Consider the following 26,831-nt stretch of genomic DNA (forward strand, 5'->3'; position numbering starts at 1 on the left):
GCCGCCTGTGAAGTCATACGCCGGAGCTGCCCCGCATCAGGAAGAGAAGGCGAAACTTGCCGATCTGCACCTCGTCGCCCGAGTGCAAGGGTACCTCCTCGATACGCTCGCGGTTGACGTACGTGCCGTTGAGGCTGCCCACGTCGCGCACGGAGAACTGACCGCCCGGGTGGCGGTAGAACTCGACGTGGCGGCGGGAGACCGTGATGTCGTCGAGGAAGATGTCGCTCTCGGGGTGGCGCCCCGTCGTCGTCAGGTCTTTGTCGAGCCGGAAACGGCTCCCCTGGTTGGGGCCCCTGGTCACGGTGAGCAACGCCGTGCCGGGCGGAAGCTGCTCGACGAGCGCCCGCTCGGCCTGGAGCATGTCGCCTGTCTCAGCCTCGTACGCCTCGATTCCCGCTATGGAGATCGTCGAGGTGGTGTCCCCGGAGACCTCGTGTCTGGTCAGCGGCGACCCACAACGGGAACAGAAACGGGCATCCTCGGGGTTGGCGTGCCCGCACTGCGTGCAGTAGACGCTCGGCATCGATCGGCTCGGCCTCCTACCGCGAAGACGCGGCGACGGTGCTCTGGGCGCGCCTCGCTTCGCTATTTTCACGTTTGCGAATGCCGCAACTTACGCTGATCAGCGGCAAAGGTCAAGGCGGGGCGCTGCACTGTGGTTCGGACGCAGATAAAGTTACCGCCGCCCCCGCCCCGTGGTCCATGCCGCCGCGCGTTTCTACATTACGATCTTGCGGCACTCTCTGGGCACGTCATCGGCAAACCCTTTCCGTTGACTCTGCGTGACGGGCTCAGCCCGCCGCCCGCTCCACGACCCGCGCCCAGCGTTCGAGCAGGGCCTGGGCGCCGTCCAGATCCGCCGCCTCCGCCCACAGGTCGGTGACCGGCTCCGTGGCGGCCGGCAGCACCAGCACCCAGCTGCCGTCGTCGCGGGCCACGCGCACGCCGTCGGTGGTGTCGACGCGGTGCCCGTCGGGCTCGGCCTCGGCCGCCTCGATGACCGAGCGCATGACCGCTCCCTTGGCCGCCCACGGCGTGGGCACCGACCGCCTGAGCAGCCTTGCCTCGGGGATCCTCGCGTCGATCTGGCTGAGCGACAGCCGGGTGCGCGCCACCAGCCCGAGCAGCCGCATGAACGCGGCAAGCCCGTCGATGGCCGGGCTGAACTCGGGCACCACGAACCCGCCGCGCCCGTCGGCGGCGAAGATCATGTCGGGTCCCGCGGCGGCCGAGGTGAGCGCGTCGAGCGCGGTGGGCGTCCACTGCACCTGCACGCCGTGGAAGCGGCAGACCTGCTCGGCGACCCTGGTCGTGGTGACCGGCAACGCCACCTGGCCGCCCCGCCGTTCGGCGGCCACCAGGTCGAGCACGACGAGCAGGGCGCGTTCCTCACTGATGAGCTGGCCCTTCTCGTCCACCAGGGCGATGCGCTCCCCCACCGGGTCGAACCGCACCCCGAACGCCGCCCTCGACGAGCTGACCAGCTCCGACAGGCGCTGCAGGTCACGACGGCGCTCGGCCAGCGTCTCGGTGGGCGAGACGTCGTCGAGCCTGGCGTTGACCGTGAGCACCTCGACGCCGACCCTGGCCAGCAGCGTGGGCAGCACCAGCGACGAGGTGCCGCCCGCGCAGTCGACGACGACCTTCATGTCCCGCACGCCGCTCACGCCCACATGGCGCAGCAGCTCGTGGGTGTAGTCCTCGACCGCGCGCGACGGGTAGGTCAGCTCGGCGATCTCGCCGGGGAAGGCGCGGCGGAACTCCTGGCGGGAGAAGACCCGCTCCAGCTTGCGCTGCGCGGCGGGCGGCAGGTCGGCGCCCCGGTCGTCCATGATGACGATGTCGACGCTCTGCGGGTCGCCCGGAGTGGTGCGCAGCGCGATGCCGCCGGCCGCGGACACCCTGGCCGTGTGGAAACGGGTGACCGGCAGCGGGGCGGCCTCCAGGTCGAGGACGTTGATGGCGCCCGCGGTCAGCGCGCCGATGACGGCCCGCTTGAGCGCCCTGGCGGCCAGCGAGCAGTCGCGGGAGGTGACGACGTGCTCGCCCTTCTTCAGCGTGGTGGCGTACGCGCTGGCCAGGCGCACGCACAGCTCGGCGGTGATCTCCACGTTGACCAGGCCGCTGACGCCGCGCGGGCCGAACAGGTTGCGCTGGCCGCGCGACTCCCAGATGACGCTGGTGTTGACCACCGCGCCGGCCTCGATGGTCTTGAACGGATAGACCTTGACGCCGCTGGAGACGTACGCCTCGGCCTCGATGACGCATTCGTCGCCGATGACGGCGTTCTCCTCGATGCGGGCGCCCGCCATCACGTCGGTGCTCTTGCCGATGACGCAGCCGCGCAGGTGGGTGCCGGGGCCGAGGTAGACGTTGTCGTGGACGACCGCGCGGTGCAGGAACGCGCCCTCGCGGACGACCGCGTTGTTGCCCAGCACGGTGTACTCGCGCAGCTCGGCCCCCGCCTCGACCTTGGCGTAGTCGCCGATGAGCAGCGGGCCCTTGAGCACGGCGTCGGGATCGACGGAGGCCGAGTCGGCGACCCACACGCCGGGCGAGACCTCGAAGCCGCCGATGTCGAGCGCGACCCGGCCCGACAGGGCGTCGGCCTGGGCCTTGAGATAGCTGTCGTGGGTGCCGACGTCCTCCCAGTAGCCGTCGGCGACGTAGCCGTAGATGGCGGCGCCGCGGGCGAGGAGGGCGGGGAAGACGTCCGAGGACCAGTCGACGGGGCGGCCGGTGGCGACGGCGTCGAGGACCTCGGGTTCCATGACGTAGATGCCGGTGTTGACGGTGTCGGAGAAGACCTGGCCCCAGGTGGGCTTCTCCAGGAAGCGCTGGACCCGGCCCTCCTCGTCCACGATGATGATCCCGAATTCGAGCGGGTTGGGGACGCGTTTCAGGCCGATCGTGACTAAAGCGCCTTTTTCGCGATGAAAGCGGATCATCGCCGATAAGTCGATGTCCGTCAGGGCATCTCCGGAGATGACCAGGAAACGGTCGTCGCGCAGGCGGTCGGCGGCGTTCTTGACGCTGCCCGCGGTGCCGAGCGGCACGTCCTCGGTGGCGTATTGGAGGCTCATGCCCAGCTCGCCGCCGTCGCCGAAGTAGTTGCGCACGAGGGCCGCGAGGAACTGCAGCGTCACCACGGTCTCGGTGACGCCGTGCCGCCTGAGCAGGCGCAGCACGTGCTCCATGATCGGGCGGTTGGCCACGGGAAGCAGAGGTTTGGGCTGGTTGGCGGTCATCGGACGCAGCCGAGTGCCCTCCCCGCCCGCCATGACGACCGCCTTCACCCGATCATCCCCTTCTGGCCTCCGCCACGAGCTGGCGCACCTGGACGACATACAAGACGCCCGCCCACCAGTAGAGGCCGGTTCCCCAGAGCGCGAACGCCCACCCGACAATTCGTGCTATTTCGGCATACCACCCGGAGTGCGAGGCAAGGAAGAGGAGCGGGAAGGCGTACATGAGATTGAACATGGCCGCCTTGCCCAGGAAATGCACCTGAAGTGCCCTGTAGCCGTGTTTGCGAAGAACAGGGCCGAAACAGCCGACGAAGAGATCACGACCGAGCACGACCACGACCAGCCACCACGGGATCACGTCGCGCAGCAGGAGGGCGATGACGGTGGCGAACACGTACAGCTTGTCCGCGGCCGGGTCGATGAGCCGGCCGAGCCTGCTCGTCTGATTGAACGCGCGGGCGATCTTTCCGTCGAGCCAGTCCGTGAAACCGGCCACCGCGAGGATCCCGATGGCCCACCCGTCGGCCTTGGGCCCGAGCACCAGCCAGAAGAACACGGGCACGCCCAGGAGGCGCAGGAAGCTCAGCAGGTTAGGAACCGTCCAGATCCGGTCCTCGGCGGAAGTTTCACTCACGCAGGAGACCCTACTGCCTGGAACTCCGCCGCAGCGGTCCCCATCCGCCCGCCCTCCGGCCGCCTGTGAAGCTCCCTCCGGGCTTTGGAACGCGCCATCCGAGCAACGACACCGACCCGCCGGCCCGACGTGCCAGAGCGCCCCAGGAGCCCGCTGGACGGCGACGGGCTCGGGCTCTGCCAGGACGAAGCTCCCCCTTGCCAGGCGCACGCCGACAACCGCCCTGTGTGCCTGGCTCGCGACCGCGGCCACGTCCCGACGGCCGGACCGCAAGGCAGGAACGGCATGCAGAGCCCACACAACGGGACTACGGAACACGGGGGCTGACGGGATAGCGCGACACGGAGGTCGGGTCGCCGCGCATGGCCGCCCTGAAGCCGGGCCGCGCCGCGCCGGGGGCGGCCGGGAAGCGAGACGCGTCGCGGCGGGCGCCCCGGAAGCGGGCTCCCGCTCGGCCGCGCGCAAGCCACCCTGGCGGGGTAACGGCCGCAGCCCCGGTGGACGGGCTACGGCCGGGGCGGGCCGCATGGTGCCGAGGGCGGCTCACGGCGAACCGCGTCGTGCCGGGAGCGTCAGGGGCGCTCCGAGCCGGGCGGGTCAGGTGTGGAGGAAGGCGTGGGTGCGGGCGACCGGGGTGAAGCCGAGGCGGCGGTAGAACTGGTGGGGCCAGTCGTCGGCGTCTGCCAGGAGGAAGATCAGGCCGCCCGTGCCGCTGCCGGTCTTCACCTCGGTGTTCTCGCCGGGCTCGCCCGCCCCGGCGGGGGAGTACCCGACGGGCTCGCCTGCACCGGCGGCGGAGTTCTCGACAGGCTGGCCCGCCCCAGCGGTAGGGCTCCCGACAGGCTCGCCCGTGCCGGCGATGGGGATCCCCTCGGTCTTACCATGCCGCGCGTTCGGGGTGTCCGCGGGTGAGGTGCCGGATAGGAGGGTGGCGGCCTCTGCCAGCAAGGCGGTCATCAAGGTTCTGGCGTGGCCGGAGCCGCGGTGGGCAGGGCTGGTGAAGACGTTCTCGATCTGGGCGACGCCTCCATGAACGTACAGGTCGGCGCGAGCGGCCACCTCGCCGTCCGGCGCGCGCACCCCATAGAAGCGGACAACGTCGGCCCCGTCCAGGCGGGTTTCGACGCGGCGGGCGAGGCCCTCGATCACGTCGTCCGGTGCCTGCGGGAGCGTCTGGCGCCAGTCGCGGCGCAGCACGGGGATGAGCTCGGACAGCTCCAGCCGCTCGACCGGGGGCGGCGACTCGGGCAGCTCGCCGTGGTAGGTCATCACGAACGTCGTCTCGCGCTCGTAGCCGGCGTCCTCGAACGCGGGCGCGCAGGCGGTGCCGAGCCGGTCGTCGTCGACGCATATCAGGCGGTGGGCCCGCGTGGCCAAAAGCTCGTCGGCCGCCTTCAGCAGGAGCTCGGTGGCCCGGCCGGGGTCCGGGTCGGGGGCGGTCGTGACGATCAGCTTGTTGTCGTCGTACGAGCCGGGGTAGCGATCGTCGAGCACCGCGAAACCGCCCGGCGCGGGCAGCACGCGGGACGCCCGGCGGCGGGCGAAGCCGTGCAGGAAGCCGAGCACCCGTGCCAGGTCATCGGCCTCGTGCGGGGCCGGCGAAGCGACGGCGATGCGCGGGCCACGAGAGAGGGGGGTGTCAGGCATCGAGATCCCGTACTGCCTTGAGGAACGCTCTGATCAGGTCGGAGTCCTTCTTGCCCGGCGCGGTCTCGACGCCGCTGGAGACGTCGACGCCCCAGGGCTCGGCGGCGGCGACCGCCTCGGCGACGTTGCCGGGCGCGAGGCCGCCGGCCAGCATCCACTGGCCGGAGGGGCGCCCGCGCACGGCCGCCCAGTCCCACGGCTGACCGGAGCCTGCGTGGGGCGCATCGACGATGAGCAGGTCTTCGTCGTACGCCCCGCAGCGCAGGTCGGCCTGGGCGTCGACGGCCCTGATCAGGCGGACCCCGAGGTCTTTGAGTGCGGTGAAGTCGCCGTGCGGGTGCTTGCCGTGGAGCTGGACGGCGCGTACGCCGGAGGCCAGCGCCGCCTCGCGCACGGTCTGCGGGTCCTCGCCGCGGAAGACGCCGACGGTGAGGACGTGCGGCGGGACGAGCGCGGCCAGCTCGGCCGCCCGCTCGGGCGTGATGCGGCGTGGGCTCTTGGTCATGACGAATCCGATGGCGTCGGCGCCGGCCTCGACGGCGGTCGCGACGTGTTCGGGCTCGCTCAGCCCGCAGATCTTCACGTACACGCCTTCGACCTTAGCGGCGCCAGGTGGCTGACGGTGACAACCAGACCCAGAACAGCAGCGCCAGGATGAGGACGAGGAGGATCACGCCGCTGGGCGGGTGCGCGACCGGCAGGGTGACGTGCTGGGCGAGACCGACGGCGAACAGCGCGATGCTGCCCAGCGCGGGCCCGCCCGCCCCGCCACCGGGCCGCCAGAACAGCACCGCGAGCACGATCTGCACGAACGCCACGACGTGCACGACCATCCCGGCCATGATGTGGGCCTCGGCCATCGCCGCGTTCCCCGCGGCCTGCCCGGCGAACGCGGCGGCCACGAGGAGCGCCGCGGCCTGCGCGGTGACGGCCAGGCGCAGGCCGTACAGCAGGCCGGCGGAGATCCTGCCCGCCGCGCCGTCCGGCCGGGCCCGGGCACCGAGGGTCTTCTGCATGGCGGGTCCTTCCGCTGCCGCGATCGATGTGCGTTCACATGATCGCGTAGCGGGGGCGTCCCGTCGTCCATCCGCCGGATGAGACGCCGGTACGCCCCGGGGTGAACCCGCCGTCCCTGCCGTACGCCGCCGGAAGGCCCGCCGCGCCCGCCAGGTCAGCTCCGGGGGTGGCGTACGGGGCGGAAGGAGGCGTCGACCAGCCCCGTACGGTGGGCGACCACGGCCGCCTGGATCCGGTTGCGCAGCCCCAGCTTCTCCATGGCGGCGGCGATGTGGGTCTTGACCGTGGTGACGCCGACGTGCAGCTCCTCGGCGATCTCGGCGTTGGACAGGCCGGTGCCGACCAGGGCGAGGACCTCCAGCTCGCGCTCGGTCAGGCCGGGCGGCACGACGGGCGCGGCCTGCTCCTCGGCGGCGAGGAAGCGTTCGACGACGCGGCGCAGCACCGAGGGCGCGAGGAGCTGCTCGCCGGCGGCGGCCCGGCGGACGGCGTCGACCATGCGTTCGGGGTCGTCGTCCTTGACGAGGAAGCCGACGGCGCCGGCGCGCAGGGCGGCGTAGACGTTGCCGTCCTCGGCGAACGTGGTCAGCACCACGATCCTGGTCGAGGGCCGGGCGGCGAGCACCCGCTTGATCGCCTCCAGGCCGTCGACCCTGGGCATGCGCAGGTCCATGAGGATGACGTCGGGCAGGTGGCGCTCGGCCAGGCGGACGGCCTCGGCGCCGTCCTCGGCCTCGGCGACCACCTCCATGTCGCCCGTGGCCTGCAGCAGCATGCGCACGCCCGCGCGTACGAGCGCCTGGTCGTCGGCCACCAGTACGCGGATCACGCGACGCTCCCCGAGGACAGGCGGGCGGGCAGCTGGACGGCGAGCACCCAGCCGCCGTCGCCGTCGGGACCCGCGCTGAGCGTGCCGCCGAGCGTGCGGACCCGCTCGCGCATGCCGGCGAGGCCGCGTCCGGAGGAGGGCAGGCGTTCGATGGCGGTCGGGGGGCGGCCGTTGCGGACCTCGACGGCGACTCCTTCGTCTGAGGAGGTCACGGATACGCGGACCCGGGTGCCTGGGCCGGCGTGTTTGAGCACGTTGGTGAGTCCTTCCTGGACGATCCTGGCCGCGGATGCGCGGGCGATGAGCGGGGTCTGGTCGATGGCCGGGTCGAGGTCGAGGTCCACGACGAGGCCGGCGGCGGCCATGCGCTCGGCGGACTCGCGTACGACGTCGGCCGGGTTGGCGAGCAGGTCGGGCTGGCGTTCGGGGTCGCGCAGCAGGTCGAGCAGGTCGCGCAGGTCCTGCAGCACCTGGTGTCCTGTCTCGCGGATGTCGTCGAGCGCGTCGGCGACGGGGCCGTCGGGCGCGGTGTAGCGGGCGGCGCTGGCCCGCAGCACCATGGCGCCGACGTGGTGGGCGACGATGTCGTGCACGTCACGGGCGATGCGCTCGCGCTCGGCGAGCTGGTCGGCGCGGACCTGGGCGACGGCGGCGCGCGCGGCCTCCTCGGCGCGCAGCCGCTCGGCGGCGGCGGCGGCGCGGCGCATGCCGAGGTAGCGGCCGATGGCGATGGGCGTGGCGACGAGCGTCATGAGCAGGCCGACGCGGAAGGGGGTGATCTCGGTGGCGGGGCCGACGACGGCGATGGCGGTGAGCAGGCAGCCGGTCAGGTACGCGGCCAGCGTCCACGCCCACGACACCACCCGCATGGCGAACACGCCGATCGCGATCAGAGTGAGGATCACGCAGGTGTTGACGGCCTGGTTGAGGTAGGCGTCGGCGGAGACGAGCAGCACGCCCTGGAGCAGGAAGACCAGTCCGGGCAGCCGCCTGGCGACGCCGAGCGACAGGCCGCCGACGACGGCGAGCAGCCCGATGACCCAGACGGGCTGGTTGCCGGAGTGCCAGGACGTCCAGGTGCTGAGCACGGTGATCGCCACGCCGCCGGCGGCGAGCAGCGCGTCGGGGGTGACGTCGCGTTCGTTGAGGCGTTCCGCCGAGCCGCGCAGGTAGCCGCCGAGCACGGCGGGGAAGACGGGCAGCAGCATGGCGTACATCCACGTGTTGCCGGTGAGTGCGATGCCGGGGTCTGCGATGTTGATCGCGGTCGCGCCGATGGCGGCGACGACCGCGAGTGCGGTGGCGCGCACGCTGGCGCGGTATCCGGCCACGCCGAGCGCGACGCAGAGGAGGATCTGCGCGGTGTTGGAGGTGAACGAGCCGAGCTGGTCGGTGACGGCGAGCACGGCCGCGAGGTAGAGCGTGACGGCGATGGGCCGGTGGCGGACGAGCCCCATGGGCAGGCCGACGAGCAGCGCCATGGGGATGGCCGCCTCGGCGGGGAGGTACTCGGTGTCGCCCGCGTGCGCCGTGGTGAGCAGGTCGAGGCCCACCCCCGAGGCCGCAAGGAGGACATCGAGCGGCACGCCACGCCAACGCATGAACCACACGGTAGCCGCCTCGTCCGGCCTGCTGATCCTCCGAGTGGAGGAGCCCGCCTCCTCCAAGTGGCCGCAGGTCCGCCCGGGAGGGGGAGCGATCACCGGCGCCGATCGGTCTACGTTCATGGCATGCCCAACGACACCGCACTTTTCCTCGGTCAGTTCCTGCGCTCCCCGGGCACGATCGGCGCGGTCGCGCCCAGTTCACGGCGGCTGGCGGCGGCCGTCTGCGCGCCGATCCCCGAGCGGGGCGAGCCGATCGTGGTCGAGCTGGGGCCCGGTACGGGCGCGTTCACGGCGGAGATCCAGCAGCGGCTCGGTGGGCGCGGGCATCATCTGGCCGTTGAGGTGAACGAGCAGCTGGCGCGGCTGCTGGCCGGGCGCTATCCGGCCGTTGACGTGGCGCACGCCGACGCGATGCGGCTGGGCGAGCTGCTCGCCGAGCGAGGGCTGCGCTCCGCCGACGTGGTGATCAGCGGCCTGCCGTGGGCGGCGTTCCCCGACGTGATGCAGCGCGAGCTGCTCGGCGCGGTCACGGAGGCGATGAGCCCGGGCGCGGCGTTCACCACGTTCTCCTACATCCACGCGATTCCGCTCAGCTCGGCGCGGCGGTTCCGCGCGCTGCTGGCCGAGCGGTTCGAGGAGGTCGTGCCGGGACGTACGGTGTGGCGCAACACGCCTCCCGCGTTCGTCTTCCACGCCCGCCGGCCGCGCTGACACACCTGCGGCCGGCCGGGCGTAGGAGGAGGAGCGCGGGGTGTCCGGCCGCCCGATCGGCGCCGGGATCGGACGGGTTGCGCCTGCGGCCGGGAGCTGCCTGCTCAACTTCCCGGCGGCGCGAGTGTCCGGACCGCCCCCGCGGTTCCCGCCGGCCTGCGGACCGGCGTGCCCATCGCCGTAGCGATCACGTCCCTGGTCCCGCCATGATGGCGAAGGGTGGACCGGCCGGTGGGCTGGTCGCCGCGGCCGTGGCCACGGCGGCTGGTTGACCTCCTCCCCCTGCGCGTGGACGCCCGACGGTCACGCGGGCCGCCAAAGGATCTCGGCGCTGCGTGCCGGGGCGGCGTTCTCGACCTCGACGGACAGATGCCCGGCCGCGCCGTCGTCGCCCACGCGCCCCGACTACCCGATGGTTGGCGAAGCACACCCCACCAGGGTCGATGAGCTCAGCCGAACGAGGGCGGCCGCTTCTCGCGCAGCGCGCGCACGCCCTCGGCGGCGTCGGCGCCGGTGAAGCCGAGGAACTCCATGGCGAGCGAGGCGTCGAAGGACGGCCCCGCAAGGCGCAGCCAGTTGTTGAGCGCGTATTTCGTCAGCCTGATCGCGTCTTGGGCGCCGGAGGCGAGCCTGACCGCGATCTCCATCGCCCGCTCGTGCACCTGGTCGTCGTCGACGCACAGGCTGACCAGGCCCATCCGCTCGGCCTGCTCGCCGGTGACCGGCTCGCACAGCAGCAGGTGGTATTTCGCCTTGGCCATGCCGCACAGCAGCGGCCAGATGATGGCGGCGTGGTCGCCGGCCGCGACGCCGAGCCGGGTGTGGCCGTCGATGATGCGGGCCGTACGGCCGGCCACGGAGATGTCGGCGAGCAGCGCGACCGCGAGTCCCGCGCCGACGGCGGGGCCCTGGATGGCGGAGACGATGGGCTTGGAGCAGTTGAGGACGTTGTAGACGATGTCGCGGGCCTCGGCGAACACCCGCATGCGGGTGTCGTGGTCGCGCATCATGTCCTCGATCATGGACAGGTCGCCGCCCGCGGAGAACGCGGTGCCCTCTCCCCTGACCACGATCGCGCGTACGGACGCGTCGCGGTCGGCGTCGCGCCAGATCTCGCCCAGCTCGCGGTGGGCGGTGGCGTCGACGGCGTTGAGCCTGGCGGGCTCGCTGATCGTGACGCGCAGCACGCCGTCTGCCGGGGTGTCCAGCCGCAGCTTGGTGTAGGTGTCTTTCACAGGTGCTCCCGCAGCCGCTGTGCCACGTAGTCGCGCGCCTCGACGGCCTGGTCGAACAGGCCGGGCAGGACGAAGAAGCCGTGGACGGCGCCGTCGTACCTGCGCAGCTCGGTGGGCACGCCGGCCTCGGTGAGGCGGGCGGCGTAGCGCTCGCCCTCGTCTCTGAGCACGTCGTACTCGGCGGTGATGACGGTGGCGGGGGCCAGGCCGGAGACGTCGGGCAGGCGCAGCGGCGACAGGCGCGGGTCGGCGGGGTCGACGCCGTCGGCGTACTGGCGGTAGAACCAGGCCATGTCGGCGGCGTCGAGGCCGTAGCCGGTGGCGTTCTCGGTGTAGCTGGGGGTGTCCATGGCGGCGTCGAGCACCGGGTAGACGAGCACCTGGTGCGACAGGGTGAGGCCGGCGTCGCGGGCCTGCCAGGCGGCCACGGCGGCGAGGTTGGCTCCGGCGCTGTCGCCGAGCACGGCGACGCTGCCGTTGCTCTGGTAGAAGGCCGGTCGGGCGAACAGGTCGCGAACGACCGTCCACGCGTCGTCGACGGCGGCGGGGAACGGGTTCTCCGGCGCCAGGCGGTAGTCGACGGAGACCACCACGGCGCCGGTGCGGATGGCGAGGTCGCGGGCGGTCGCGTCGTTGCGCTTGACACTGCCGAAGACCCAGCCTCCGCCGTGGAAGTAGACCAGGACCGGCAGGGGTCCGTCGCCGGGGTCGGCGCGGTAGATGCGGATGGGCACGCCCTCGGCCACCTCGTCGCGGACGAACGGCAGCTTGGTCAGCGGCCCCCGATGGACGGCCATGGGGTCGGTCGCGCGCATCTCCTGGATGGCGGCCAGGTCGAGGCTTGCCAGCCCTTCGTCGGAGCCGGCCTGGATCTGGGCGACGTAATCCCGCGCCTGGGGGTGCAGCGGCATGATCCGCAGCCTATCGGGCCGCCTCGATGAACGCATCGAAGAGCCGGTTGTCCGTGCCGCGTTCGGGGTGCCACTGGACGCCGACGCCGAAGCGGTGCCCCTGGAGCTCGATGCCCTCGACGATCTGGTCCTCGGCCCAGGCGACGGCGAGCAGGCCGGTGCCGAGCCTGCGTACGGACTGGCGGTGCGGCGCGCTGACCTCGACGCGGTCGCCGACGGCCTTGCCGAGTTTGCTGGTGACGCTGACCTGGATGACGTGGGGCCCGTCGGGCTCGGAGTGGCGGTCGCTGTCGAGCACGTCGGGCAGCCACGGGATGAGCGTGCCGCCCTGGGCGACGTTGAGCACGTGCATGCCGCGGCCGATGGCGAGGACGGGCAGGTCGGCCCGGATGGCGGCCTTGGCCAGCGCCAGCTCGAAGCGGTCGCGGTGCGGCTGGGGCTCGTCGGCCCTGGCGTCCTGCTCGCCGTTGTAGGTGTCGGCGCCCAGCTCCGCGCCGCCGGCCAGGACGACGCCGCGCAGGCCGCTCACGTAGTCGCCGGCCGAGCTCGGGGCGATGGGCGGCAGCACGACGGGCGCGCCGCCGGCCCGGCCGACCGCCTTGGCGTAGGAGGGGGGAGACAGCACGGCCTCGCGTACCCAGTCGCCCCAGCGGGCGGCCTCCCAGTAGGCGGTGATGCCGATCAGCGGTCGGGACATGCGATCTCCAGGGGCATGGTGGAGTTCATACGGCCGCCATCCGCCGAGGTGCGGCGGCGGCCCCATGCATTCCCCATCATGGCGCACAGTCTTTCCGATATGTCACCCCTCCTGAAGATCCCCTCCCCCGGCCTGCCCGCCGCGTGAGGGGCCCTCCCCGGCCGGCCGGGGTGCCGGTGCTCCGTCGATGCACGCGGAAATCGCCGCGCCGCGCGCCCTCCCCTGATCGACGGGAACGGCACATCTCCGGCGACGCACGGGAAAATCGCCACTCAATATGAAAATTACTTCTTTTCGTATTTCACGACCGCAATTCACAGGCCGCCGAACGCGGAGAATCACGGATCCATTACTGATAGTTCTGCTTAGCACCGTATTGGGCGAAACGGTTGTGGGGGGTCATCGCCGGTGTAACACTCGATTTCGAGCGTACGGACATGCCGGGGAGGGGTCCCGCGCTCATCACCCGGAACGTCAGGGAGGTGAACGGCGAGGGCCGGAATGCGATTCCGGTCAAGGGGTGGGGTTGTTTTCATGTCGTTGAATCCGCGCCTGGTGAAGGAGAGTTTTTCTCTCGTCGAACCCGTGGCCGACAAGGCCACGGCCTACTTCTACGGCCGCTTGTTCGCCGAGAACCCGCACTTGCGGAGCATGTTCCCGCCTGCCATGAACGTGCAGCGGGACCGGCTGTTCAGCGCGCTGACCAGGATCGTGTGGAGCCTGGACAGCCCGGAGGGCATGGCCGCCTATCTCGGGCAGCTCGGCCGTGACCATCGCAAGTACGGCGTCGTCGCCGAGCACTACACGGCCGTGGGCAACGCCCTGCTGGCCACGATCCGCCGCTTCGCGGCCGAGGTCTGGAACGACGAGATCGAGGCGGCCTGGTCCGCGGCGTTCTCCGAAGCCTCCAAGATCATGATCGAGGCGGCCGAGTCGGACGCGGGCACCTCGCCCGCGTGGTGGCTGGCCGAGGTCGTGGACCACGAGCTGCGCCACCGCGACATCGCGGTCATCACGTTGCGCCCGGCGCAGCCGCTGCCGTACACGCCGGGGCAGTACGTCACCGTGCAGACCGCGCGCTGGCCGCGCGTCTGGCGGACGTTCTCGATCGCCAACGCGCCGCGCGAGGACAACATGATCAAGCTGCACGTACGGTCGGTGCCCGGCGGCTGGGTCTCGACCGCGCTGATCCGGCACACCCGCATCGGCGACACGCTCATGCTGGGCCCGGCCATGGGCACGATGACGCCGTGCGAGCACAGCGAGCGCGACGTGCTGTGCGTGGCGGGCGGCACCGGGCTGGCGCCGCTGAAGGCGATCGTGGAGCACATCATCGCCTCCGGCCGCCGTCCCAACATCCATCTGCTGTTCGGCGCGCGCACCGCCGCCGAGCTGTACGACCTGCCGGACCTGATCAGGATGCAGTCGTCGTTCCCCTGGCTGCGGGTGCTGCCCGTGGTGTCGGACGAGCCCGGCTACGAGGGCATGCGGGGCCGTCTGCCCGAGGTGACCCAGCGCTTCCACTCCTGGTCGGAGCATGACGTGTACGTGTGCGGCCCCTCCGGCATGGTCAACGAGACCGTGCGCCGCCTCCAGGGCGACGGCGTCCCGCCCGCCCGCATTCACCGGGACGTGGTGCACGGCGAACGCTGACAACTCACTCGAACGGTTGACAATCGGGCGGGGAAGAGGCCATCTGGAGATGATCCCCTTCGTGGAGGTGGAGCGTGCCTCTTCCCGCCCGGCGCCGCGTGATCGGCGGGCTCGTGGCCGTCCTCGCGGCGGCGTCGCTGGTCACGTCCGTCCCCGCCACGGCCGCCGGAGCGGCGTCTGAGGCGGTCCCGCTCACCGAGATCGGCGTCTCCGAGGGTCGTCCCGGCCCGCAGGGCGGAGCCGACACCTACGAGTGGGACGGCGTGATCGTGGCGGCGCACCAGATCGGGCGCTCATCCGACGGAGGGGCGGCCGGCATCGCGTTCGCGACCTCCGGTGACGGCGGCGCCACCTGGACGCGGGGCGTGTTACCCGGGCTGACCACGGCGGCGGGCGGCGTGCACGCCCGCACCGCCGACCCGTCGGTGGCCTACGACGCCGGGCACGGCGTGTGGCTGATCACCTCGCTGGGGCTCTCCGACAGCGGCGGGGTGTCCGGGGCGGCGGTGCTGACCAGCCGCTCCACCGACGGGGTGGCGTGGTCGCCGCCCGTCGTCACCGCCGTGGGCGGCGACCTGGACAAGAGCTGGGTGGTCTGCGACAACGGAGAGCGCAGCCCGTACCGGGGGCAGTGCTACGCCGTCTTCGACGACCACGCGGCGGGAAACGCGATCAGGGTGGCGCGCTCGGCCGACGGCGGCCTGTCCTGGTCGGTCGCCGCCACCGAGGCCACGGGGCTCGGCGGGCAGCCGGTGGTGCGGCCCAACGGGACGGTGGTGGTGCCGTACCTGAGCAACGACGGCGAGATCCGCGCCTTCCGCTCCCGCGACGGCGGGACCGCCTGGAGCGAGAGCGTGCTGGTCTCGCGGGTGCAGCGGCACACGCCGGCGGGCGGGTTACGGGCCCTGCCGCTGCCGTCGGCCGAGACCGACGCCGCCGGCACGGTCTACGTCGCCTGGCACGACTGCCGCTTCCAGCACGGCTGCGCCGGCAACGACATCGTGCTCAGCACGTCAGAAAGCGGCGAGAAGTGGGGCGACGTGCTGCGGGTCACCGCCGACGGCGGCGACCACGTCATCCCCGGGCTCGGCGTGGACCGCACGAGCGACGGCGGGCACGCGCGGCTCGCGGTGACCTACTACCGCTACGCCGACGCCGCCTGCGTGCCCGCCACCTGCCGCCTCACCGTCGGCCACACCTCGTCGGCCAACGGCGGCGCGAGCTGGTCGTCGCCGCTGGAGCTGCACGGCCCGATGGCGGTCGGCTGGCTGGCGCTCACCGACCAGGGCAGGAGCGTGGGCGACTACATCTCCACCTCGGTCGTGCCCGGCGGCAACGCCTTCCCCGCCTTCGCCGTCGCCGGGCCGCCCGCGAACGGGACGCCCGACGTGCGCACGCACACCGTCACCGGCGGCCTGCCGATCGTGCCCGGCCCGCAGCCGCTGGTCTCGATCGAGGCCGCGGTCGCCACCGGCGAGCCGCCGCCCGCGCTGCCGCTCACCGCTCGCTGATCCGCGCCCGCAGCGCGGCGGCCGTCTCCTCGTCGGCGGGCCAGAACGTCTCGATGGCCAGCTCGGACACCGTGACGTCCAGCGGTGTGCCGAACGTCGCGATGGTGGTGAACAGCGACAGCACCCGGTCTCCCGCCGTGACGCGCATCGGCACCAGGATGTCGGACGGGCCCGGCAGGTGCGCCACGCTCGCGTCGCCGGCGGCGTCCGGATAGGTGTACGCGGCCAGCTCGTCGTGCAGCTCGGCCAGCCGCCCGTCGCCCGACGACTCGGCCTGGCGGCGGAGCTGGCGCAGCAGGTGGGCGCGTACCTCGGCGAGGTTGAGCAGCCGCCCGCCCAGGGCGTCGGGGTGCAGCGACAGCCGCAGCACGTTGACCGGCTCCTTCAGCAGTTCCTCCGGCACGCCCTCCAGGAACAGGCCGGCCGCCGCGTTGGCCGCCACCAGGTTCCACGCCGCGTCCACCACGACCGCCGGGTACGGCTCGTGCCCCGCGAGTATCGTGTCCAGCGCCTGCCTGACGGCCTCCAGCTCGGGCGCGTGCACCTCGCGTTCCGGATAGATCGGGGCGAACCCCGCGGCCACCAGCAGCCGGTTGCGGTGCCGCAGCGGCACGTCCAGCTCCTCCGCCAGCCGCATCACCATCTCCCGGCTCGGCCGGGCACGCCCGGTCTCCAGAAAGCTGACGTGGCGGGCCGACACCCCCGCCTCGATGGCCAGGTCGAGCTGGCTCACCCGGCGCCGCTGCCGCCACGAGCGCAGCAGCGGGCCGAAAGACTCCTCATGTACGGCGACCGCTTCCATGCCGCCCACGTTAGGCGATCACAGGGAAGCGCCTCGATTACCCCCCCGGGTAAGCGGCGGCCCGCGCACCGAATCTCCCGATCCTCGGTAACTGTCGGTGGCGCGTGTCACGATGGCCGGCAAGCGAACATGGGAGCGAAGTCATGAGTGACGCACTGCTCGCGGTCGGCACCCGCAAGGGCCTGTTCCTGGCCCTGTCGAAGGGCGGCGGCCCATTCGAGGTCCAGCCGATCCAGTTCTCCTCGATCGCCGTCCACTCGGTGGCGATCGACACCGGCGGCGCCGCGCCCCGGCTGCTGGCGGGCATCGAGTACGGCCACTTCGGCCCGTCGGTGATGTACTCCGACGACCTCGGCGCCACCTGGCACGAGGCCGACCGGCCCCCCGTCGCCTTCCCCGGAGAGACCGGCGCGACGCTCGCCAAGGTCTGGCAGCTCGCGCCGTCACCGTCCGAGCCCGGCGTGGTGTGGGCGGGGGCCGAGCCCGCGGCGCTGTTCCGCTCCGAAGACCGCGGCGTCACCTACCGGCTGGTCGAGGGCCTGTGGGAGCACCCGCACCGCGAGCGGTGGGAGCCGGGCGGCGGCGGGCTGTGCCTGCACACGATCGTCACCCACCCCACCGACCCCAAGGTCATGGCGGTGGCCGTCTCGGCGGCCGGCTTCTACCGCACCGCCGACGGCGGGCTGTCGTGGGAGGCGGCCAACAAGAACATCCGGGCCCCGTTCATGCCGGAGGGGCAGCAATATCCGGAGTTCGGGCAGTGCGTCCACAAGGTGGCGATGCACCCCTCACATCCCGAGCGGCTCTACCTCCAGCACCACTTCGGCGTCTACCGCAGCGACGACTTCGGCGGCACCTGGCGCGACATCGGCTCGTCGCTGCCGTCCGACTTCGGCTTCCCCATCGCGGTCCACCCGTCGCGGCCCGACACGGTCTACGTACTGCCGCTCCACGCCGACATGGACCGCACGCCGGTCGGCCACCGCTACCGCGTCCACCGCACCGACGACGGCGGCGCCACCTGGCAGGCGTTCTCCGATGGCCTGCCCGGCGAGCCCGTCTACTCCACCGTGCTGCGCGACGCGATGACCGCCTCGCCTGCCGGGGTGTTCTTCGGCACCCGATCGGGCGAGGTCTACGCCTCGCGCGACGACGGCGAGACCTGGTCCACGGTCGCCCGCTACCTGCCCGACGTGCTCACCGTGCGCGCCGCGGTGCTCTAGGCCATGGCCAGACCGGTGACCATGGTCGTCTTCGTGCTGCCCGCCTCGCTGCGGCGGTGGGTGAGCGGGCGCGGCGAGGTGGCGGTCTTCGCGGTGGGCGACGACCGCGACTCGCCGCCCACCCTGCGCTCGGCCCTGGAGGCGCTGCGGCGCAGCCACCCCCTGCTGGAGGAGCGGCTGCGCGACGAGTGCGGCCGCATCCGCCGTCACATCAGCATGTTCGTGTGCGGTACGCACTCCCGGGGGCTGGGCGGGCTCGACTGCGCCATGCCTCCGGGGGCCGAGGTCTACGTGCTGCCGGCCCTCGCCTGACCCTCGCCTCCTGGCCGTCGCCCGTGCGCGCGGGCCGCCCCGCACAGTGGCCCGCGCCCGCTCGCGCGGGCCGCCCCGCACAGTGGCCCGCGCCCGCTCGGGCGGGCCGCCCCGCACCGTGGCCCGCGCCCGCTCGGGCGGGCCGCCCCGCGCCGTGGCCCGCGCCTGTTCCGGGCGGGTGGTCAGACCTTGCGCCAGCCGGGGATCCAGGCGCCGTCCTCGACGACGTAGTCGCCGAAGAGCGCGGGCGCCTCCTTGCGCATCAGCTCGCCGATGCGCTGGAACAGCAGGCGGATCTCCTCTTCCGCGCCGGCCGCGGTGCGGGCCTCGATGGTGTGCCGCAGCGTGCGCACGTTCGCGGTCCACACCAGGCCGGTCGCCACGCCCTCGGGGGCGAAGCGGCGCATGAACGACGTGCGGTGCTTCTTCTCCGAGAACGGCACGCCCTCCTCGTCGAGCCCGAAGTGCTGGGCCATCCAGAGCTGGAACTGCTCGAGCTGCTCCAGCACGGCCGTGGCCCGCTTCATCAGCTCCTCGTCCTCGCGCGCCCACTCGGGGAACCAGAACGGCAGCTCGTCGAGGCGGACGAAGCGCAGCGACTCCTGCGAGATGGCCACGCCCGGCCGGTGGCGCACCAGCTCGTGGGTCAGCACCCGGCTCACGTTGTGCAGCACGAAGCTGAAGCTCACGTGCTCGAGCACCGAGCCGTGCGCGCTGGCCAGGATGTTGCGCAGGTAGTCGTCCTGGTTCTCCCTGATCCGCACCACGTTGGGGTTGAGGCCCGGCTCGAACGAGCGGTAGCAGAGCCGGCCGGCGAACTCGGCGAGGTTCTGCGCGTCGAGGTCGCCGCGGTCGAGACGCTCAAGCCAGCTCTCCCCGCCGACCTCCCTGAGGTAGCGGGCGAGCTCGTCGTAGTCGAGCGCCGGCCTGGCGACGATGAAGACCTCTGGTTCGACAGTGCGCATGGATAGCCCCCCGCTCGGTTTCGGCAGTGTGACGGCCCTTAAGCAAACCAGGTCGGGCGAGCGTACGCGACTCGGCGCCCGCCGCCCCCCTCACTGTGGTGCGGCGGGCGCCTGTCCAGGTCAGCCCGCGTGCGCGGGCCGACGCCTGCCGGTCGCCTGACCGGGCGTCACGCGCCGCCGCGGCAGCGCCCCGCCGGCCGGTCGCGGGTGACCAGGTCGGTGTTGCCGTCGGTGCCGTCCAGCCAGACCACGGTCCTGCCGTCGCCGGAGGCGAAGGCCTCCTGCAAGCCCCGGTTGCACGAGAACCGCTGCAGGGTTCCGCCGCTGAGCGGCACCTGGTGGATCTTCAGCAGGATGTCGTTCGACAGCTCGGTGCCGTCGGGCCACACGCCGATGGTGGCGAAGGCGTCGTTGGCGTCGAACCAGTACGCCGTGGGCGCCTGCGGGCCGTCCGGCACGACCACGGCCGTGCGGGTGCCGTCGATGGCGGCCCGCATGATGCCGGCGCGGCCGTCGCCGTTCTCGTCGTAGATCCAGACGAGGTGCCGTCCCGTCAGGGTCGGCTCGGCGCTGACCGAGCCCTGCGGCATCGGCACGACGGTCTCCGCGCCGCTCTCGAGGTCGAGGACGGCGGGCGCGTTGTGGGCCGCGTCGCCCTCCGTCCAGACCTTGTGGTACGCGAGCCTGCCGCCCTTGAGCGACGGCGCGTAACCGCGCACCCCGGCCGCGGCGGTGACATCGACGGGCGGCGCGTCGCCGCGCTTGACCCAGACCGAGTGCTCGCCGTCGGGGCCGACGCCGTCCCAGGCGATCGTGTCGCCGTCGATGGCCACCGACTCGATGACGACGGTGCCGTCGTGGACGAGCTTCTCCGGCGACGAGCGGTCGAGCGGACGCGTGTGGATCCGGTAGCTCTGCCGCGTGGCGTCGAACGAGATCCACGCGGCGCGCTTGCCGTCGGTGGCCGGCATGAAGTTCCACCGGTCGTTCTCCGACAGGCGCACCGGCTTGCCGCCGCCGACCCGGCCGGTGAGGATGTGGGAGGGCTCCACGACGTCGGGCGAGGAGTTCGACACCACGTACCGGCCGCCGGCCACGTCGGGCCGCGCGTACGGATCGGTGATGCCGTCGATCAGCACGCGCGTGTCGGTGCGCAGGGCGCGCTCCCAGCCGGGCTTGATGCCGTGCCGGTCGAACGCGCGGCTCACGGTCAGCCGGTCGCGGGCGGACATGCCGAGCGCGCGGGCCGCCGACTCGACCGCGCGGCGGCCGTCCACGAAGTCGTCCAGCGGCGTCATGTACTCGGTGAGCGCCTTGTAGACGAGCCGGTCGGCGGACGCGCCGCCGAGAGCCTCCCTGACGTCCCACAGGGCGCCGGAGAAGATCGTGGAGTTGTAGTGCACGCCGCCGTAGTCGAGGGCGACCGTCATCCCGAGGTAGTCCTCGCCCGCCACGCGGCCGTCGTCGAGGTCGCGGGCGGCGCACTGCTCCGGCGGGAGCGTCGTGCACAGCGTCTCGCCGAGCAGGCTCGCGTTCGGGTCGCTCATCGGGATGCCGAAGCTGTCCACCTGGATGGCGTTGCCGAAGTAGTCGGCCAGGCCCTCGTTCATCGCGCCCGACTGGCCGATGTAGACCAGTCCGGCGCTGTGCTCGATGACGCCGTGGGTCATCTCGTGGCCGACGACGTCGAGCCCGGAGGCGAACGAGCGGTAGTCGCCGACGCCTCCGCCGTAGATCATCTTGGTGCCGTCCCAGAAGGCGTTGGCGAACGGCTCGCCCTCCATCGTGACGTTGACCACCGAATGCATGGTGCCGCCCTGGCCGTCGAGCCCGTCGCGGCCGAGCCTGCGGTAGAACTCGTAGACCTGCCCCGCGCCCCAGTGGGCGTCCACGGCGCCGCTCGCGGTGTGCTCGGGGCCGAAGGCGAGGGTGCCGGAGCGGGCGGGCTCGGCGTCCGCCGGGACGCCGGCGCCGAGCCAGGCGGTGATGTCGCCGCCCGCTGCGTCGTAGGTGAGGATCTCACCGTCGGAGCCGTCCCACATGGGGCGGGCGCGGTCGCGCAGCTCGTAGGCGCCGTCGGCGCGCTGGTAGGCGTTCAGCTCGACGGTACGGCCGTGCGCGGTCTCGCCGGTGCCCGTCACCGGGCCCTCCATGCGCAGGCGGTCCACGGCGAACAGGGGCCGGCCGGAGTGGGCGTCCACGTAGGCGTCGAGCAGCAGCGGCCGCCCGGCGACCGGCTCGCGCCCGGTGAGCACCACGTGCCAGGCGAGCTGTCCGGCGCCGTGCGGTATCACGACGAGCCCGGCGGTCTCGGCCTTGGCGCTCTCCTTCGCCCGGCGGTCGCGGATCAAGGTGATGCGGGCGATCGCGGCGGCGGACTCCCGTGTGACGGCGGGGGTGGTGTCGACGGTCAGCTCGGTGAGGAAGCGGCCGCCCGCGCCGACGACCTCGCGCCGGTCGCCGTCCTTGCGGAAGTGCACGAGGTAGTGGGCGCCGAAGACGGGCACGCCCCGGTGGCGCTGGGCGAACCTGACCGTCTCGTCCCTGCCGTCCACGACGGTCCTGAGCGGGACGAGGTCGGCGGGGTCGATGTGGTAGCGGGGATCGGCCAGGTGCGCCTTGGCCGCCGCCACCGGGTCGCCCGCCTGCGCGGGCTCAGACAGGCCGTAGACCTCGGCGGGGGCGCGGGTGCCCGCGCGCTGCTCCACCTCGGGCGGCGGATCATCGGCTGCGGCGGTGCCGGGCACCGCCAGTGCCAGGCATAACGCGGCCATGAGGGTGATGGGACGCCAGGACACGACACCTCCAAGGGCTAGGTTGTCTGGCGTTCCCGATCATGACAGCGCTTTTTACACATCGACAAGAGCCATTAGATGGAGCGTAATCAGGAAATTTGGATTTTTATTTTGACATTTCCTGTTGTGCGGGCCCGGCGCCGCACGTCGAAAGCGCCTTTCGGAGGGTTTACGGCAACACGTCGGTGAACGCCGGCGCGAAAGGCCACACGACCGTTGGCGCGAGGGCCACACGACCGCTGGAGCGGGTAGCGTTCACGCCCTGCGGTCCGCAAGCGACGCGAGGAGCCACCGCACCCAGGCCCACGACGCGACGTCGGCCCGACGCAGCCACGAGACGATCTGTGAGACGGGCCTGGGGCGCCGCGCCTGAGGCCGCACGCCACAGAGGCAGGAAGCGCCCATCGGGCCTGCGCGTCGGCGGCGATCAGACCGGGCGCGCACGATCGCAAGCGGCCGCCATCCGGATCGCAGCGAAAGGCCGGTGAGGCTGCTGACACACCCGCGCCGCACAAACCGGCGCTCGCCCGGACGTGGCACAGGCGCGAGCCCGCCTGCGCCGCACCGACCAGCGCTCGCCCATCCACCCGGACGTAGCGCGGGCGCAGCCATGGCCCGACGTTGCACCGACCTGCGGTCCCTCAACCCGCAGAGGCGGTCAGGGTGCGGGCGCCTCGGGTGCCGGATCGGGGCGGCGCTCTGCCCCCGCCCCACGCGATGGTCAGGCTCGTCCACACGCGCCGGTTCGCTCGGCGCTCATCCTCACCGCCGGTCACCGGGGTGGGCAGAGCGGGGCTGCCGGTGTGTTCGCCGAGGTGAAGGAGCGGCCCCGCGTGGCATCGGGCGGGCGGGGCGGCGCTGTCGTTCCGGGGCGGTCAGAGGCGGTAGATGCGGCGGGCGTTGGCGGAGCCGATCATGTGGGCGACGCGGGCGGCGTCGGCGGCGCTCCACTCCCCCGTGCCGATTCTGGCCGCCAGGGCCACGGCCAAGGCGCGGCGGTGGGCGAGGGCGGCCAGGTAGGCGGTCTCGGCGAGGCCGCACGCGCCGGAGCCGTACAGGAGCTTGTGGAAGGGGGCCAGTTCCAGCAGCTCGTCGATGACGCGGGTCGCGGCGGCGGTGTGCTGCGGGGCGAAGCCGACATCCACGTACACGTGCGGGAAGGTCGCCGCCAGGTGGGCGGCCTGGCGGTGGAACGGGTAGCAGTGGAGCAGGATCATCGGCACGCCGAGCGGCTGGAGCGCGGCGGCGAAGGCGCTCAGCCTGGCCGGGTCCGCGCGGTGCGGCTCCCCCAGCGGGCCGCCCGGGCCACCGGCCGCACTCGACGCGCCCGGCCCGCCGAAGACGCCCGGCCCGGCGAGCCCGGCGAAGCCGCCGTGGAACTGCACCGGCAGGTTGCGCTCCTTGGCCACGTCGACGGCGCTCCAGACCAGGTAGTGCAGCAGGACGGGGTCGGTCAGCGGCGCCTTGGGGTCGGCGAGGCGACGGTTGGCCGCCGCGATCACCGCGCCCCTGGCGGGCCTGCCCGCCTCCAGGTCGAGCCCGCACAGCGCGCCGGCGACGGTCTTGAGCGCGACCGCCCGCGCCGCCCTGGCGGTCAGCTCCTCGCCGAGGTCGTCGAGGTAGTCGACGGCGAGCTGCGCGGAGGCGGCGACGTCGCGCTCGATGTGCTCGACGCGGACCAGCTCGTCGGCGGCGGCCCCGCCGAGGCGGCCCATCTCGGCGGCGCCGAGCAGCTCGCCGTCCTGCGCCGCAGAATCGACGAGGAACGCCACCACCCCGGCCCCGGCCAGCATCCGCCGGTTGACCTCGGCGGCCCCCAGCTCGGTCCTGCGGGCGAGGTAGACGGCGGGCGGCGCGTGCGGCTCCAGGTCGAGCAGCGGCCCGCACCAGCGGCGTACGGCCACGCCGAGCGGCGTGTCGAAGTGGGTGGTGCCGGGCGGCGCGGGGCTGCCGGAGCCGCTGATGAGCAGTTCGAAGCCGGCTCGGCCGAGGTCGTCGCGCCGCACCCCGTTGCAGTGGTGGTCGACGAGCGGGGCGAGCAGCGCGTCACGCACCGTGCCGGGCAGGTCTACGGGGAGCATGCGGAGACTCTAGGGGAGCCCCGCATGCCCCCGCCCGGGTTTTACTCATCTGCGGGCGAGCCGGAGCACGTTCGCGATGATCTTCGCGCCCGCGTTGCCCTCCTGGGTGAGGATCGACTCGGGGTGGAACTGCACGGCGAAGCGCCGCCGCTCGGTGTCCTCGATGGCCATGACGTTGCCGTCGGGCGTGAGCGCGGTCGGGGTGAAGCCGACCACGCCGGGCCGCTTGGCGTGCAGCGAGTGGTAGCGGGCCGCGGTGAACTCGTCGGGCAGGCCGTCGAGCAGCACGCTCTCGGCGATCTTGGAGACCCGGCCGCGCTTGCCGTGCTCGGGATAGTCGAGCAGCTCGAGCGTGCCGCCGGCGTGTTCGACCATGGCCTGCAGGCCGAGGCAGACGCCGAAGACGGGCAGGTCGCGGGCGTAGACCTCGTCGAGCAGCGCCGACATGCCGAAGTCGGTGGGCCAGCCGGGGCCGGGCGAGAGCACGACCAGGTCGGGCGCGATCTCGTCGATCATGTGGGTCGGGAAGCCGTGGCGCAGCGTGACGACGTCGGCGCCCTCCTGGCGGAAGTAGTCGGCCAGGGTGTTGACGAAGGAGTCCTCGTGATCGACGAGCAGCACCTTCATGCCGAGGCCCGCCTGCTGCCTGGGCTCGGCGGCCTTGACGGTGCCGGGCTGGTTGACGGCGGCGAGCGCGCCGAGCAGGGCGCTGGCCTTCAGCTCGGTCTCGCGCTCCTCGGCCTCGGGGTCGGAGTCGAACAGCAGGGTCGCGCCGACCCTGACGGCGGCGATGCCGTCCTTGATCTGCGCGGTACGCAGGGTGAGCCCGGTGTTCATGGACCCGTCGAAGCCGATGAAGCCGATGGCGCCGCCGTACCAGCGGCGGGTGGTGGCCTCGTGGTCCTCGATGAACTGCATGGCCCACGTCTTGGGCGCGCCGGTGACGGTGACGGCCCACATGTGGGTGAGGAACGCGTCGAGCGCGTCGAACTCGGGGCGCAGCCGGCCCTCGATGTGGTCGACGGTGTGGATGAGCCGGGAGTAGAGCTCGATCTGGCGGCGGCCGATGACCTTGACCGTGCCGGGGACGCAGATGCGCGACTTGTCGTTGCGGTCGACATCGGTGCACATGGTCAGCTCCGACTCCTCCTTCACGCTGGACAGGAGGGTGCGGATGGCCTCGGCGTCCTCGACCGGGTTGCGGCCGCGGGCGATGGTGCCGGAGATGGGGCAGGTCTCGACGCGGTCGCCGTTGACCCGGACGTACATCTCGGGTGAGGCGCCGACCAGGTGCTCGCCCTCGCCGAGGCTGATGATGAACTCGTACGGGGCGGGGTTGCTGGTGCGCAGGCTGCGGTAGAAGGCCGACGGGTCGGTGCAGACGGCGTGGAAGACCTGGCCGGGCACGACCTCGAACAGGTCGCCGCGCTTGAACTTCTCCTTGGCGGCGGCCACGACCTTGGCGTACTCGCCCTTGGGCGGGTTGGGCGGCACCTCGCCGGGCGCGGCGGGCGTGACGATCTCGCCGGTGCGTTCGAGGCCGCGGGTGGTGGCGCCGTCGACGGTGAACTCGTAGCGGTGCTCGACGCAGGTCTCGCGCTGGCGGTCGATGACGACGAGCCGGTCGGGCAGGTGCAGCACGAGGTCGCGCTGGTCGTCGGGGCGGACGAGCTCCTGCCTGATGGGCTCGAACTGGAAGGCGAGGTCGTAGCCGAACGCGCCGTACAGGCCGAGGTGCGGATCGTCGCCCTTGAAGGCGGCGATGACCTCGCGGATGGCGGTGAACACGGTGGGCCTGCGGCTGCGCTGCTCCTCGGGCAGCAGGTCCTCGGACTCCGGTACGTACACCGAGACCCGGTCGGCGGTGGGGTCGGTGACGGGCTTGCCCGCGCTCAGCAGGCACGTGGCGATCGCGGGCAGCACGACCCGGCCGCGTTCGTTGAGCGCGGTCGCCGAGATCGTACGGCCCTTGGCGACGAGCTCGAGGCATGGATTCACGTAGCCGAACGCCCATCGGCTGTAGCGGCCCGGGTAGTCCATGCCGGAGGAGAAGGCGCCACCGCGCCGCTCCGACAGGGCTGTGACGATCTCTTCGAGGGCGGCCTCGTCCACCTCGCGTGTCTCGCGCTCGACACCGATGCCCCCGGCGGTGGTATATCCGCTCTTCTCCACTTCCTGCCCCTTCAAATGATCGAGCCCCGGGGGCGGACACGAGAAAGGCCGCCATCCGGGGCGGCCGTCCGTTGTGGAATGCGAAACACGCGCCGCCTAGGAGCGGCGCCACCACTGGAGCTGAGCGTGATTTCGCATGCCGTCAAGGTTAACCCCCCGACCATGATCGCGCAACGAGCCCGCTGGTGTGGCGCGTCTTCGCACAGTACCGCTCCCCGGCCACCCCTATTTGAATACAGAGCTGTCCTGTATTGTTTTCCTCCGAAGGGGGTGGCTGGTCACCGGCCACGCGTTCGCCCGCGAGGTGCCGGCCGATCCGCGCTTCACCGCCCGCTCGGAGCCGCGCCGCCTGCCCACGCCGTCGGACGCGCCGCAGGGCGGCCTGCACCGCCGGGGCTGTTCGTCGCCATGGCCCCGCCCCGGCACACCCGCTACCGCCGCCTGCTGACCGGCGAGTTCACCGTGCGCAGGATGCGGCGGCTGACCGAGCGGATCGAGGAGGTCACGCGGGCCCGCCTGGACGCGATGGAGCGGCACGGGCCGCCGATCGACGTGGTGGAGGCGTGCACCGCGCCGATACCCGCCGCGGTCATCTGCGCGCCGCTCGGCGTGCCCGAGCAGGACCGGGCGGGCTTCGTCGCCGAGATGGCCCGGCCGATCGGCCCCGAGCTGGGCGCGTCGGGTTCATGCCGCTCGGCGCGGCGGGCGTGGACCAACAGCCCGTCACCTGGGGATCACTAGACTCGCGCGGGACGCGACGACGGACGGCTACCGGAGA

22 protein-coding genes are annotated in these 26,831 nt (G+C 72.5%); 6 read left to right on the top strand and 16 right to left on the bottom strand.

From position 1 onward, the window contains the following. Positions 1-13: 13 nt before the first annotated feature. The 8 genes from AB0K67_RS04890 to AB0K67_RS04925 form a co-directional block, all read right to left on the bottom strand. On the bottom strand, positions 14-526 hold the full coding sequence (locus AB0K67_RS04890; protein ID WP_364052953.1) for an FHA domain-containing protein: 513 nt from the start codon (positions 524-526) through the stop codon (positions 14-16). A 268-nt stretch (positions 527-794) separates the two neighbouring features. Continuing rightward, positions 795-3,299, bottom strand: coding sequence for a mannose-1-phosphate guanyltransferase (locus AB0K67_RS04895; RefSeq protein ID WP_364052955.1), 2,505 nt, complete (start codon positions 3,297-3,299; stop codon positions 795-797). Positions 3,300-3,303: 4 nt separating this feature from the next. Further along, positions 3,304-3,885 carry a CDP-alcohol phosphatidyltransferase family protein gene (locus AB0K67_RS04900; protein ID WP_364052958.1) on the bottom strand — a complete coding sequence of 194 codons (582 nt, stop codon included), beginning with the start codon at positions 3,883-3,885 and terminating at the stop codon, positions 3,304-3,306. Between the two features lie 597 nt (positions 3,886-4,482). Further along, positions 4,483-5,532 carry a GNAT family N-acetyltransferase gene (locus tag AB0K67_RS04905; protein ID WP_364052961.1) on the bottom strand — a complete coding sequence of 350 codons (1,050 nt, stop codon included), beginning with the start codon at positions 5,530-5,532 and terminating at the stop codon, positions 4,483-4,485. Beyond that, positions 5,525-6,121: a phosphoribosylanthranilate isomerase gene (locus AB0K67_RS04910; RefSeq protein ID WP_364052964.1), complete on the bottom strand. Its 597-nt coding sequence runs from the start codon at positions 6,119-6,121 to the stop codon at positions 5,525-5,527. Before AB0K67_RS04910 ends, AB0K67_RS04905 begins: the two co-directional genes overlap by 8 nt. 10 nt (positions 6,122-6,131) lie before the next feature. After that, positions 6,132-6,548: a hypothetical protein gene (locus AB0K67_RS04915; RefSeq protein WP_364052967.1), complete on the bottom strand. Its 417-nt coding sequence runs from the start codon at positions 6,546-6,548 to the stop codon at positions 6,132-6,134. Positions 6,549-6,703: 155 nt separating this feature from the next. Beyond that, positions 6,704-7,378 (bottom strand): response regulator transcription factor, encoded by a 675-nt coding sequence (locus tag AB0K67_RS04920; protein WP_364052970.1) that lies wholly within the window; start codon positions 7,376-7,378, stop codon positions 6,704-6,706. Continuing rightward, entirely contained in the window at positions 7,375-8,979 is a 1,605-nt protein-coding gene (locus AB0K67_RS04925; protein WP_364052973.1) for a histidine kinase, read from the bottom strand. Before AB0K67_RS04925 ends, AB0K67_RS04920 begins: the two co-directional genes overlap by 4 nt. Positions 8,980-9,108: 129 nt before the next feature. Between AB0K67_RS04925 and AB0K67_RS04930 the strand changes: the two genes are divergently transcribed. Then, positions 9,109-9,696 carry an SAM-dependent methyltransferase gene (locus AB0K67_RS04930; RefSeq protein WP_364052976.1) on the top strand — a complete coding sequence of 196 codons (588 nt, stop codon included), beginning with the start codon at positions 9,109-9,111 and terminating at the stop codon, positions 9,694-9,696. A gap of 449 nt (positions 9,697-10,145) precedes the next feature. Here the strand turns inward: AB0K67_RS04930 and AB0K67_RS04935 are convergent, their stop codons facing one another. Genes AB0K67_RS04935 through AB0K67_RS04945 form a run of 3 tightly spaced genes read right to left on the bottom strand, consistent with a single transcriptional unit; the run spans position 10,146 to position 12,539 of the window. Continuing rightward, positions 10,146-10,931 (bottom strand): enoyl-CoA hydratase/isomerase family protein, encoded by a 786-nt coding sequence (locus AB0K67_RS04935; RefSeq protein WP_364052979.1) that lies wholly within the window; start codon positions 10,929-10,931, stop codon positions 10,146-10,148. Next, the gene (locus AB0K67_RS04940) at positions 10,928-11,842 is read right to left on the bottom strand and encodes an alpha/beta hydrolase (RefSeq protein WP_364052982.1); all 915 of its coding nucleotides are present in this window, start codon (positions 11,840-11,842) and stop codon (positions 10,928-10,930) included. Before AB0K67_RS04940 ends, AB0K67_RS04935 begins: the two co-directional genes overlap by 4 nt. Before the next feature lie 10 nt (positions 11,843-11,852). Further along, positions 11,853-12,539 (bottom strand): gamma-glutamyl-gamma-aminobutyrate hydrolase family protein, encoded by a 687-nt coding sequence (locus tag AB0K67_RS04945; protein ID WP_364052985.1) that lies wholly within the window; start codon positions 12,537-12,539, stop codon positions 11,853-11,855. 534 nt (positions 12,540-13,073) lie between these two features. Here AB0K67_RS04945 and AB0K67_RS04950 point away from each other — a divergent pair. Together AB0K67_RS04950 and AB0K67_RS04955 are read left to right on the top strand one after the other, a co-directional pair. Next, the gene (locus AB0K67_RS04950; protein ID WP_364052988.1) at positions 13,074-14,192 is read left to right on the top strand and encodes a globin domain-containing protein; all 1,119 of its coding nucleotides are present in this window, start codon (positions 13,074-13,076) and stop codon (positions 14,190-14,192) included. A 74-nt stretch (positions 14,193-14,266) separates the two neighbouring features. After that, entirely contained in the window at positions 14,267-15,703 is a 1,437-nt protein-coding gene (locus tag AB0K67_RS04955; RefSeq protein WP_364052990.1) for a sialidase family protein, read from the top strand. Here AB0K67_RS04955 and AB0K67_RS04960 read toward each other — a convergent pair. Beyond that, positions 15,690-16,505: a helix-turn-helix transcriptional regulator gene (locus tag AB0K67_RS04960; RefSeq protein ID WP_364052993.1), complete on the bottom strand. Its 816-nt coding sequence runs from the start codon at positions 16,503-16,505 to the stop codon at positions 15,690-15,692. The genes AB0K67_RS04955 and AB0K67_RS04960 overlap by 14 nt on opposite strands. Before the next feature lie 143 nt (positions 16,506-16,648). Between AB0K67_RS04960 and AB0K67_RS04965 the strand changes: the two genes are divergently transcribed. Both AB0K67_RS04965 and AB0K67_RS04970 read left to right on the top strand, forming a co-directional pair. Continuing rightward, positions 16,649-17,728 (top strand): exo-alpha-sialidase, encoded by a 1,080-nt coding sequence (locus AB0K67_RS04965; RefSeq protein ID WP_364052996.1) that lies wholly within the window; start codon positions 16,649-16,651, stop codon positions 17,726-17,728. A gap of 3 nt (positions 17,729-17,731) precedes the next feature. Beyond that, positions 17,732-18,040: a molybdopterin synthase sulfur carrier subunit gene (locus AB0K67_RS04970; RefSeq protein WP_364052999.1), complete on the top strand. Its 309-nt coding sequence runs from the start codon at positions 17,732-17,734 to the stop codon at positions 18,038-18,040. A 182-nt stretch (positions 18,041-18,222) separates the two neighbouring features. Here the strand turns inward: AB0K67_RS04970 and thyX are convergent, their stop codons facing one another. The 4 genes from thyX to AB0K67_RS04990 all read right to left on the bottom strand — a co-directional run bounded on the left by thyX (position 18,223) and on the right by AB0K67_RS04990 (position 26,053). Beyond that, the gene (gene thyX, locus AB0K67_RS04975) at positions 18,223-19,005 is read right to left on the bottom strand and encodes an FAD-dependent thymidylate synthase (RefSeq protein ID WP_364053002.1); all 783 of its coding nucleotides are present in this window, start codon (positions 19,003-19,005) and stop codon (positions 18,223-18,225) included. A 167-nt stretch (positions 19,006-19,172) separates the two neighbouring features. Further along, complete coding sequence (locus tag AB0K67_RS04980) at positions 19,173-21,803, bottom strand: M4 family metallopeptidase (RefSeq protein ID WP_364053005.1); 2,631 nt, start codon at positions 21,801-21,803, stop codon at positions 19,173-19,175. A gap of 872 nt (positions 21,804-22,675) precedes the next feature. Beyond that, positions 22,676-23,881, bottom strand: coding sequence for an amidohydrolase family protein (locus AB0K67_RS04985; RefSeq protein WP_364053008.1), 1,206 nt, complete (start codon positions 23,879-23,881; stop codon positions 22,676-22,678). A 45-nt stretch (positions 23,882-23,926) separates the two neighbouring features. After that, a complete protein-coding gene (locus AB0K67_RS04990; protein WP_364053010.1) occupies positions 23,927-26,053 on the bottom strand; it encodes an anthranilate synthase component I in 2,127 nt (708 codons plus the stop codon). A gap of 408 nt (positions 26,054-26,461) precedes the next feature. On the opposite strand from AB0K67_RS04990, the gene AB0K67_RS04995 reads away from it, so the two are divergent. Continuing rightward, positions 26,462-26,794: a hypothetical protein gene (locus AB0K67_RS04995; protein WP_364053013.1), complete on the top strand. Its 333-nt coding sequence runs from the start codon at positions 26,462-26,464 to the stop codon at positions 26,792-26,794. Positions 26,795-26,831 lie beyond the last annotated feature (37 nt).

The sequence above is a fragment of the Nonomuraea sp. NPDC052634 genome, assembly GCF_040678535.1.
GTDB lineage: Bacteria > Actinomycetota > Actinomycetes > Streptosporangiales > Streptosporangiaceae > Nonomuraea > Nonomuraea fastidiosa.

Bases quoted from the DNA above. Each gene is read 5' to 3' on its own strand.
- AB0K67_RS04965 (WP_364052996.1), top strand. From the start codon at position 16,649: ATGAGTGACGCACTGCTCGCGGTCGGCACCCGCAAGGGCCTGTTCCTG.
- AB0K67_RS04960 (WP_364052993.1), bottom strand. From the start codon at position 16,505: ATGGAAGCGGTCGCCGTACATGAGGAGTCTTTCGGCCCGCTGCTGCGC.
- AB0K67_RS04945 (WP_364052985.1), bottom strand. From the start codon at position 12,539: ATGTCCCGACCGCTGATCGGCATCACCGCCTACTGGGAGGCCGCCCGC.
- AB0K67_RS04985 (WP_364053008.1), bottom strand. From the start codon at position 23,881: ATGCTCCCCGTAGACCTGCCCGGCACGGTGCGTGACGCGCTGCTCGCC.
- AB0K67_RS04970 (WP_364052999.1), top strand. From the start codon at position 17,732: ATGGCCAGACCGGTGACCATGGTCGTCTTCGTGCTGCCCGCCTCGCTG.
- AB0K67_RS04925 (WP_364052973.1), bottom strand. From the start codon at position 8,979: ATGCGTTGGCGTGGCGTGCCGCTCGATGTCCTCCTTGCGGCCTCGGGG.
- AB0K67_RS04905 (WP_364052961.1), bottom strand. From the start codon at position 5,532: ATGCCTGACACCCCCCTCTCTCGTGGCCCGCGCATCGCCGTCGCTTCG.
- AB0K67_RS04950 (WP_364052988.1), top strand. From the start codon at position 13,074: ATGTCGTTGAATCCGCGCCTGGTGAAGGAGAGTTTTTCTCTCGTCGAA.
- AB0K67_RS04915 (WP_364052967.1), bottom strand. From the start codon at position 6,548: ATGCAGAAGACCCTCGGTGCCCGGGCCCGGCCGGACGGCGCGGCGGGC.
- AB0K67_RS04930 (WP_364052976.1), top strand. From the start codon at position 9,109: ATGCCCAACGACACCGCACTTTTCCTCGGTCAGTTCCTGCGCTCCCCG.
- AB0K67_RS04940 (WP_364052982.1), bottom strand. From the start codon at position 11,842: ATGCCGCTGCACCCCCAGGCGCGGGATTACGTCGCCCAGATCCAGGCC.
- AB0K67_RS04995 (WP_364053013.1), top strand. From the start codon at position 26,462: ATGGCCCCGCCCCGGCACACCCGCTACCGCCGCCTGCTGACCGGCGAG.
- thyX (WP_364053002.1), bottom strand. From the start codon at position 19,005: ATGCGCACTGTCGAACCAGAGGTCTTCATCGTCGCCAGGCCGGCGCTC.
- AB0K67_RS04890 (WP_364052953.1), bottom strand. From the start codon at position 526: ATGCCGAGCGTCTACTGCACGCAGTGCGGGCACGCCAACCCCGAGGAT.